The sequence below is a fragment of the Lactiplantibacillus herbarum genome (assembly GCF_001039045.1).
Taxonomy (GTDB): domain Bacteria; phylum Bacillota; class Bacilli; order Lactobacillales; family Lactobacillaceae; genus Lactiplantibacillus; species Lactiplantibacillus herbarum.
Window position 1 is genome coordinate 40,300 of sequence record NZ_LFEE01000035.1, and the last position, 8,536, is coordinate 48,835.

The window sequence follows — 8,536 nt, forward strand, 5'->3', positions numbered from 1 at the left end:
GGCTATGCTCAGCAACTACCCGGCTTTTGAAACACTCTTACTCATCTATCTGCACAAAATGTGTATTCCCGAGGCCACCACCGACCTGCATCACACTGCCACCATGCCGTAGTTTACCCAGGTTGACCGGTCTAAAGTTGAGTGGTTTGACGAGTGCCGCAAATTCCTTTTTCGCCGCCGCATCGTCGCCCGCGTAGAAGAGCACGCGCCGGCCTGGGCCATCCACGTGTCCATCCATAAAGTCCGGTGGAATCGTGTTGAATGCCTTGATTACTCGCGCATTGTTAGCAGCCTGTGCTAGCACTTCACTCCCCGTCAATGGCGCCGTTTTAATCTTTTTAAAATCAGCCGTAAACTGGTTCGTAACGTCCACCACGATTCGTTGCTGATAATTAGCAACTTGCTGTAAGACTGCCGGCGCCTGTCCAAATGGCACGGCAATGACTACGAGTGGCTGTTGCAGAGCCGTTTCAACTTCAACAAACGTTACGTTATTCGCAAATTCTGACCGGCGCGGTGCCAGACTAGCCGCACCACTGTGCCGACTCAACATCACTTGATTATCACCGCGTGCAAAAGTTTTGGCTAACACGGACCCCACCGTGCCCGCACCAACAATTCCAATTTCCATTATCATCACCGCTTTCTTAATCACTACTTGCTTATAGTTGATAATAGCGCAAAAGGTCTTAAGGATGCACTTAATATGCCTATTCCAAAATTTTATCAATTAAAAAGAGACGCAAAGTTAGGTGTTTTACGTCTCTTCCAATCTATAACAGACTTACAATCGTCTTTTTTTCAGATAGCAATGCCTACCTAAATCTGATTACGCTCTTGATAAGCCTCAATCCCAGCTTTCAACCGACTCAGTCCATCCGTCAATTCACTAGTCGGGCACGCCACGTTCATCCGTAAGAACCGTTTTCCATCGCCACGGTAGACTTCGCCAGCAGATAAGAACAGTCCCGTCTGTGCACGTACAAACGTTGCTAAATCAGTACTGTCAGTCGTCACTTGACTAACATCCAACCACAATAGATAAGTCGCTTGTGCTTCAATCAGTTTAACTTCCGGTAACTCGATCGTTAAAAACTGTTGGACCTGTCGCTGGTTGGCCGCCAGCTTCTCCCGCAACGCAGCGACCCACTCATGTCCCTGCGTATAAGCCGCAATGCTAGCCGGAATCGCAAATGAATTAGGTTCAGCTAACTCATCATTATTGATTCCCCGGCTGACCAACGCTCGCACATTTTCATCAGGAATAATCAGCGTTGCTGCGTGGAGTGCCGCCACGTTAAACGTCTTACTAGGCGACACACAACTGATACTGTTGGCCGCGACTTCCGTACTCAATGACGAAAATGGCGTGTATGCCTGCCCATTCAAGGTTAGATCGCAATGAATCTCATCAGCAACAACTAATACATGATGCTTCAGACACAATTCTCCCAATCGCTGCAACGTTTCTCGTGACCACACGATACCAATCGGATTTTGGGGGTTACAGAGAATCATCATCGTCGTCAGTGGCTCAGCTAACTTAGCTCCAAGGTCATCCCAATCAATCAAATACTCATCGTCATGGTTAACCAGATCACTTGCTAGCGTGTGCCGACCGTTATTTTCAATCGAGTGGTAGAAGATATTGTAGACCGGTCCCTGAACCAATACATTATCGCCTGGCGCCGTCATTTTACGTACCATCGATGAGATTGCGGGCACGACCCCGGTACAAAACATCAACCAGTCCAGTTGTGGTCGAAAATCATGTTCAGTTGCCCACCAATCAGCTACTGCTTGGTAATAGGATTTAGGAACCTCTTCGTAACCAAAGATTCCAAATTGAGCCCGTTTCTTCAGCGCTTCGGTAATTGCCGGTGCCGTCTGAAAGTCCATATCAGCAACCCACATTGGTAATTCGTTGTCCGCAACGTCCCACTTAACCGAATTCGTGTGACGTCGGTCAACAACAGTTTCAAAATCAAACGGCATGGGGTGCACGGCTTTCATGTTCAACGCTGATGACGGTTTGGCTCGGATCAATCTCAGAATCATCCATGATAATCTGACCAATTGCTTGTGCGTGAATGCGACCACTAATGGGGTTCTTCACACTCGTAATCGTTGAAACGATGTCCGCGTCAATATTACTGCAGTATTCAAATGCTAGGTCAGTATTTAGTAACGTACAGTTTTCCAAAGTGACGTTATCCATGTAGCATAACCCCTGTTCGCTCTCAATCGTACAGTTTACAAAGCGAATGTTTTTAGAGTTCCAGCCGAGGTATTCGCCAACAATCTGTGAATCATAAACGGTCACATTTTCGCAGTTCCATAGCGCATCCTTGGTCATCATCGTGGCATTATGAATCTCAACGTTTTTGGCACCATCAAACGCATAGTTACCCACTAGGTTAAAGCCATCGATGCGAATATTCTCGCTGTTCATCCCAAAATAATCACCAGTAGCTTGGACGTCCGTCATTTCAATATCTTTGCAATTCCAGAGCGTTTCTTCGGCATCCGCAAAGTGCACGTGTTCTAACTTGATCTGACTCGCACGCCGGAATAACTTAGGTGCCTGTAGCGTCGTATTGGTCATCGTAATATCCTTGGTGTACCAAATACCAGACCGCGACATGGTTGCAAATAGCCCGTGATCGACCGTGACGTGTTGGCTATACCACAAGGGGTACTTCCACTTGAAGATCGGTTGTTCTAAAGAAATATTGCGACTCTCTTTCAATGGCGATTCGCCATCCGCAAAAGTTGTGTTCGTAATCTGTAAATCGTGGGCCTTAAACAGTGCCCGTTCACCGGTTAGGTATTGTTGCTCAATTAGTTTTTTCAATTTAATTTAATAGCTCCTTTGTTGTTAAACCACACCAATTAATAATGTGTACGGCTAGTGTAAACCTTAAAGTTAACTTTAAGTCAAATAGTTAGCTCGAACGGTCATTTAGGTTATTTCCAAGAATCAATTTCAGTTATTTCTGCATGGCACTCCACTATTTAACCGCGTTAAACGCCATCTGTAAAATTCCTAGTTTGCATAATCAAGTATTACTATCTCGTATAGTTACTCACCAATTAGTTTCAATAAGTATCATACTGTTTGCTTCTAATGCGTCTATCCAGATACTAAAATACCGGCTAACCATCTAACATGGCTAACCGGTATCTTCACTTCAACTTAACTTTAATCTTCATCTTTTTAGGTGCTTGATATTTAATACGTAACCAAGCGCTGACAAGTCTCAGCAAGGTACCAAATATCGTTACTAGTAGCATCATTCCAGATAGTTTCCGTCGCATCACTCATCACCTCATTGGTGCCAAGCTTACCACAATTATTCAACGTGAGCAGAATTTTGCAACTGAATCATGTCGTAATAATAACCGTGTTGCTGCAACAACTCATCGTTAGTCCCACGTTCGACGATCTGCCCCTGATTGAGCACTAAAATCAGGTCAGCATTTTGAATCGTCGACAACCGGTGCGCGATGGCAATCGTCGTTCGGTCCTCTTGAATCCGATTCAAACCAGTCTGAATCATCTCTTCGGTTTCCGTATCCACGTTAGCGGTCGCTTCATCAAGGATCAGAATCTTAGGATCCGTAACGATGGTACGTGCAAACGAGATCAATTGGCGTTGACCAGAAGAATAACTGGCACCCCGTTCGATCACCCGTGACTGATAATTTTCAGGCAATTTATTGATGAAGTCGTCCGCCTTAACAAAAGTTGCCGCTTCACGAACTTGTTCATCAGAAATCCGCTCGTTAAACATCCGAATGTTGGAATTGATATCACCATAAAACATGAATGGTTCTTGCAGCACCAAGCCCATTTTCTGGCGCAACTCCTCTGCCGGATACTCACGAATATCACGGTCATCGATCAGCACTTCGCCTGACTGGAATTCATAGAAACGCATCAGGACGTTGATCGTCGAAGTTTTACCGCTCCCTGTTTGACCGACTAAAGCAATCGTCTGTCCGGGTTCAGCAACGAACGACACGTCATTCAAGATTGGGTGTTTGCCATCATATGCAAACGTTACGTGACGAAATTCAATTTTACCACGCGTAATCTTAGCAGTAGGATCAGCGTGTTGTGCTGGTGCAATCGTCGGGTCATCCATCACACGGAGAACCCGTGAACCAGCTACGACCCCATCCTGAAAGTCCGAGAGATTATCCATCATCTGAGTCATTGGGTTATAGAAATTATTCAGGTACGTGATAAAGGCGTACACAACCCCAGCACCCACGTAGCCGTTAAGCCCGCGAACACCAAAGAAGCCTAATACCATCACTGTCCCCAACGCGTAAAACAAATCAATTAGTGGGCTGAGCAACAGTGAGTTAGTCCGAATCATCGCTTGTCGCGTCTTGAAATACGCATCGTTGGTATGATCGAATTCATCGTTGATACGGTGCTCCTGCCGGAATTGTTGAATGACACTAATCCCCGTAATCGCCTCGCTGAGCTTAGTATTCAACTCACTGAGTCGTTCACGCATCCGGCGATAAACCCGGGAACTATAGCGTTGGTAATACCAAATCGTGACCGCTAAGAACGGCATAAAGATCAGTAACCAAGAAGCAATCGTGCCGTCCAACAGATACATGGCAATCACTGATGAAATCACCGCAAAAAAGGCCGTGAATAACGTATTGAACAGTGCCCAGAAATTGGAAAATGACATCGTATCATTGGTTAAGCGTGATAAGATCGAGCCACCAGGAACTTGGTCAAAGTACCGCATGCCCATCCGGTGAAGTTTCGCAAACATCTGTCGACGAACATTTTCCAACATGTACTCAGCACCCATCGTACTCGTATAGTTCTGCATGAATTGCATCAAAGCACGCACGATCATACCGAAGAAATACAGCCCAGCAAAGTACCACATAATCGCTACCGTTGCGTGATCTGTCCGTAAATAACGATCAATATACGTTTGTAAGATCCGTGGTAAATAGATATTGACCACACTGATCAAGCCAGAGAAGACAATGGTGGCAATGAAGAACCATTTGAAAGGCTTAGCATACGGCAATAATCGCCGAATAACCGTTAATTGTTCTTTGACGGGCATACTCTTGGCCCAAACCGATTGACGTTCTGCCATTATTGCACCGCCCCTTCCACTTTAGTCTCCAACTGTTGCTGGTCAAACATCTGCTGATACCAGCCATGTTGCGCCACTAATTCCGCGTGCGTCCCACGTTCCGCAACGTGACCGGCATCTAACACGAGGATTTCATCTGCGTTCATCACCGAACTGAGCCGGTGAGCCGCGATAATCGTCGTTTTATCTGCTCGTTCAGCCTTCAAGTTAGCTAGAATCTCCGCTTCAGTTTCGGCGTCGACCGCTGACAGTGAATCATCTAAGATCAATAATTCGGGATTGATCAATAGAGCCCGCGCAATGGCTAACCGTTGCCGTTGACCTCCAGATAGTGAGATACCCTCCTCACCGACCTGCGTATCATAGCCTTCTGGCATCCCGGCAATTTGACCATCCAGATCACTCTTTGCGGCGACTGCTTCAACAACTTCCTGACTGACACGGGGATCCGCAAAGCGAATGTTTTCGCGAATCGTGTTGGAGAACAGGAAACTGTCCTGTGGCACGTAGCCGATTGCTGGCAAATAACTATCCAGCGCGTACTGTTTGATATTATGACCACCATAGTTAATCTGACCATCATAGTTATCAAACTCCCGCAGAATCAGCTTCATAACGGTTGATTTACCCGCACCGACCCGGCCAACAATTCCTAATGTCTGTCCGGCCTTGAGTTCAAATTTTACATTATTTAGACTTGTACCAGTGTCATCAGGGTAATTGAACTGGTTGATTTGATACTGAATACCTCCCTGTGGCCGTTGTTCAAGTCCATTTTTAGAGTCAACAATCGCACTCTTCTGATTCAAGAGTTCCATAACCCGATCATACGACGCATTACCCCGTTCCATCGTGTTGAATAGCATTCCGACGGCGAACATCGGCCAGACCATCATGCCCAAATACGTCACAAACGAAACTAGGTTCCCAATCGTGATGATGTGATTAGTTACGTAAAGCCCACCAAGAATAATCGTTGCCGCATAAGACACCGCAATAATAATGGTAATAGCCGGATCAAATAAGGAATCCAAGCGATTGACGTGGCGGTTAATCTTAATCGTCTCATCAATCTGCTGATTAAAGTCTGCCACGTCAGCTTCTTCCTGCCCGAGTGCCTTAATGACTTTAATCCCACTGATACTTTCCTGAGCCTTGTTATTCAGCCGTGAAAAGGCCGCTTGGGAGGCACGGAAGGCCACGTGAATCTTCTTGCCTAGATAACGGGAAACGACCGCTAACAATGGAAACGGTACGACCGCAATCAATGTTAAACGCCAGTCGATTAGCATCATCATCGCAATTAGCGTGGTCCCCCCGGTAATAATTGAATCGGCAAACTGTAAGATACCACCACCAGCCACCCGTTCAACGGCAGTCAAGTCGTTCGTCGCGTGCGCCATCAGATCACCGGTTCGGTACTTCTGATAGAAGGTCGCGTCCATTTTCATAAAGTGCCAAAATAGGCGTTCACGCAAGGTACGCTCGAGCCCAGCTGCACCACCCCAGATAGCATTACGCCACAGGTAACGCGTCAAATATTGCCCGATCGCCGCTGCCGCAATAATGGCTAAGTACACGAATAGCGAATGCGCCGTCAAGTTGTGTTGATTGATCCCGTCGACCACGTCACCAATGATCCGTGGTGGGACAATCCCAATAATTGCCGTCAAAATAAGACCGAGTACCCCCGCCGAGTACAGTTTCCACTCGCGACGGAAATACCAGCCTAGCTTCAAAAATATGCTCAAAGCGCACCTCCCATAATTTAATTAAAATTTAATTAGACAACCACTAATACTACCATAGTTATTGGGCGGCTCTAAATGATATGTTTACAGAATCGATGGCAAACTTTATTAAGGTTACAATCTGACGTTAATTAGGGCTTGTGCCCATATTTCCAACACCATTCTGCTGGTTCTAACTTAACGATCTTTCACGACTACTGGTCAATCTTGAGCTGACCATCGCGTCCACGTGCTAACCGCAACTGTAGATAAGCAATTAAACTAAAAACAGCGGCAATCCCTAGATATATAATTGAAATCATCAACATCTCATGACTACTGAATGAACCGAAGCCACCAGCTGCTTTAGTTGCAAACAATGGCAGATCATCAAAAAAGTGCAGCACTATCGTCAACAACAAGTTATGGGTCGTCAAGTACACGGCGCCCCACAGCATGCCAGTTGAAAAGACAAGTAACAGTTGTAAGCCGACTACTGAAGGCGCCATGTGCACAAGGTTTACCAAGTGTGCAACGGCAAAACCAACACTACTAATGACCACGGCCAAGAAACGACGATTATTCGTTAACGTTAAGCTTAGTGGAATCAATAATCCCCGAAAAACCAGCTCCTCAGCCAGCGCCACAAACAGCACGGTTAAGAGTACTCGAATCGTTAGCATCCCTTTATCCATAGCACCCCAAGAACCAATCCTTGTAAACACTAAAAATAACAACGCTGGTAAGCATTGCAATAGTTGATACCACGAGTGATGCCGATTGAAAAAGTGAATATCAATATGCCACAGATAATGGTTCAATAGCAGTGCAATAACCACAATCGCTAGATCATCTGCAAATTGTCCCCAACGCTCTGGAACAGCAAAACTAATTAAGTATGGCAAAAACAGCAAAATAACTGGTACTAAACAAAAACTGATTAAAACCCCGTAAAGACTTCTCTTTTTAGTTAACATGACTCCGCCCCCGCTAATTAAACTCGCTGCCAAATCCAGTAAGCGATTACAATCTGTTGTTTGTTAATCGTACTTACTGAAAAAGCAGTTGTTAGTTTAGTATAGCACCAGCAAGTTCTTTCTTAGCTAACTAGTTATTAACGTCACTTTTTAGCGGTTATGCGTTAACCAGGACTTAGAATTGAAGTTACCACCCAATTTCGTTTCCAGTAGATTCTCCCCAGTCAGACTCATGTTCGCGTAATCCATCATCTTGCCAGTTATCAAACAACTCATGAATGTTAGTTGCTTGCCTCTTAATTGGCGTCAGGATAATGGAATCTCCTAGAACATTAATTGTTAGTTCCTGATTGTCAGCTAAATTTAATTGTTTGATAATTTCATTCGGAATCTTTACCATGTTGGAACATTCTAACTTAGTAAGATACGTTTCCACTCGACTTATTGACATGCTATTTTCTCCCTTTTTTATATTTCTTCGGTTTAACTATATAGTATAGCGACGTAAATCAATTTAAGACTTCCACATTTATCCGAATCGTTTTTTATCGCCATATTCCCAGTGCTAAACCAATACTCCCCGCTGTATTCACTTTCTAAATACAACAAAAAAGGCCGGGAATATTTATCCCGACCTCGTCTAATTAACCGCAGCTAATTATGGTTCTACAATATTGGGTGTTGATGG

Annotated in this window: 8 protein-coding genes; all 8 read right to left on the minus strand. The window is 45.0% G+C overall.

Annotation, left to right across the window (positions count from 1 at the left end):
- Positions 1-37: 37 nt before the first annotated feature.
- The 8 genes from ACG95_RS10560 to ACG95_RS14615 all read right to left on the minus strand — a co-directional run bounded on the left by ACG95_RS10560 (position 38) and on the right by ACG95_RS14615 (position 8,299).
- Positions 38-631, minus strand: coding sequence for an NADPH-dependent F420 reductase (locus tag ACG95_RS10560; protein ID WP_048000477.1), 594 nt, complete (start codon positions 629-631; stop codon positions 38-40).
- Between the two features lie 188 nt (positions 632-819).
- Positions 820-1,995 carry a MalY/PatB family protein gene (locus ACG95_RS10565; RefSeq protein WP_048000478.1) on the minus strand — a complete coding sequence of 392 codons (1,176 nt, stop codon included), beginning with the start codon at positions 1,993-1,995 and terminating at the stop codon, positions 820-822.
- Positions 1,985-2,854, minus strand: coding sequence for a DUF3737 family protein (locus ACG95_RS10570; RefSeq protein ID WP_048000479.1), 870 nt, complete (start codon positions 2,852-2,854; stop codon positions 1,985-1,987). Before ACG95_RS10570 ends, ACG95_RS10565 begins: the two co-directional genes overlap by 11 nt.
- Before the next feature lie 332 nt (positions 2,855-3,186).
- Positions 3,187-3,318, minus strand: coding sequence for a hypothetical protein (locus ACG95_RS14915; protein ID WP_272946176.1), 132 nt, complete (start codon positions 3,316-3,318; stop codon positions 3,187-3,189).
- 35 nt (positions 3,319-3,353) lie between these two features.
- Positions 3,354-5,141, minus strand: coding sequence for an ABC transporter ATP-binding protein (locus ACG95_RS10575; protein WP_048000480.1), 1,788 nt, complete (start codon positions 5,139-5,141; stop codon positions 3,354-3,356).
- Entirely contained in the window at positions 5,141-6,892 is a 1,752-nt protein-coding gene (locus tag ACG95_RS10580; RefSeq protein ID WP_048000481.1) for an ABC transporter ATP-binding protein, read from the minus strand. The genes ACG95_RS10575 and ACG95_RS10580 overlap by 1 nt, the downstream gene beginning before the upstream one ends.
- A gap of 194 nt (positions 6,893-7,086) precedes the next feature.
- Complete coding sequence (locus ACG95_RS10585; RefSeq protein ID WP_048000482.1) at positions 7,087-7,848, minus strand: CPBP family intramembrane glutamic endopeptidase; 762 nt, start codon at positions 7,846-7,848, stop codon at positions 7,087-7,089.
- Positions 7,849-8,035: 187 nt separating this feature from the next.
- A complete protein-coding gene (locus tag ACG95_RS14615; protein WP_048000483.1) occupies positions 8,036-8,299 on the minus strand; it encodes an AbrB/MazE/SpoVT family DNA-binding domain-containing protein in 264 nt (87 codons plus the stop codon).
- Between the last annotated feature and the right edge of the window lie 237 nt (positions 8,300-8,536).

Bases quoted from the DNA above. Each gene is read 5' to 3' on its own strand.
- ACG95_RS10575 (WP_048000480.1), bottom strand. From the start codon at position 5,141: ATGGCAGAACGTCAATCGGTTTGGGCCAAGAGTATGCCCGTCAAAGAA.
- ACG95_RS14615 (WP_048000483.1), bottom strand. From the start codon at position 8,299: ATGTCAATAAGTCGAGTGGAAACGTATCTTACTAAGTTAGAATGTTCC.
- ACG95_RS14915 (WP_272946176.1), bottom strand. From the start codon at position 3,318: ATGCGACGGAAACTATCTGGAATGATGCTACTAGTAACGATATTTGGT.
- ACG95_RS10585 (WP_048000482.1), bottom strand. From the start codon at position 7,848: ATGTTAACTAAAAAGAGAAGTCTTTACGGGGTTTTAATCAGTTTTTGT.
- ACG95_RS10560 (WP_048000477.1), bottom strand. From the start codon at position 631: ATGGAAATTGGAATTGTTGGTGCGGGCACGGTGGGGTCCGTGTTAGCC.
- ACG95_RS10565 (WP_048000478.1), bottom strand. From the start codon at position 1,995: ATGCCGTTTGATTTTGAAACTGTTGTTGACCGACGTCACACGAATTCG.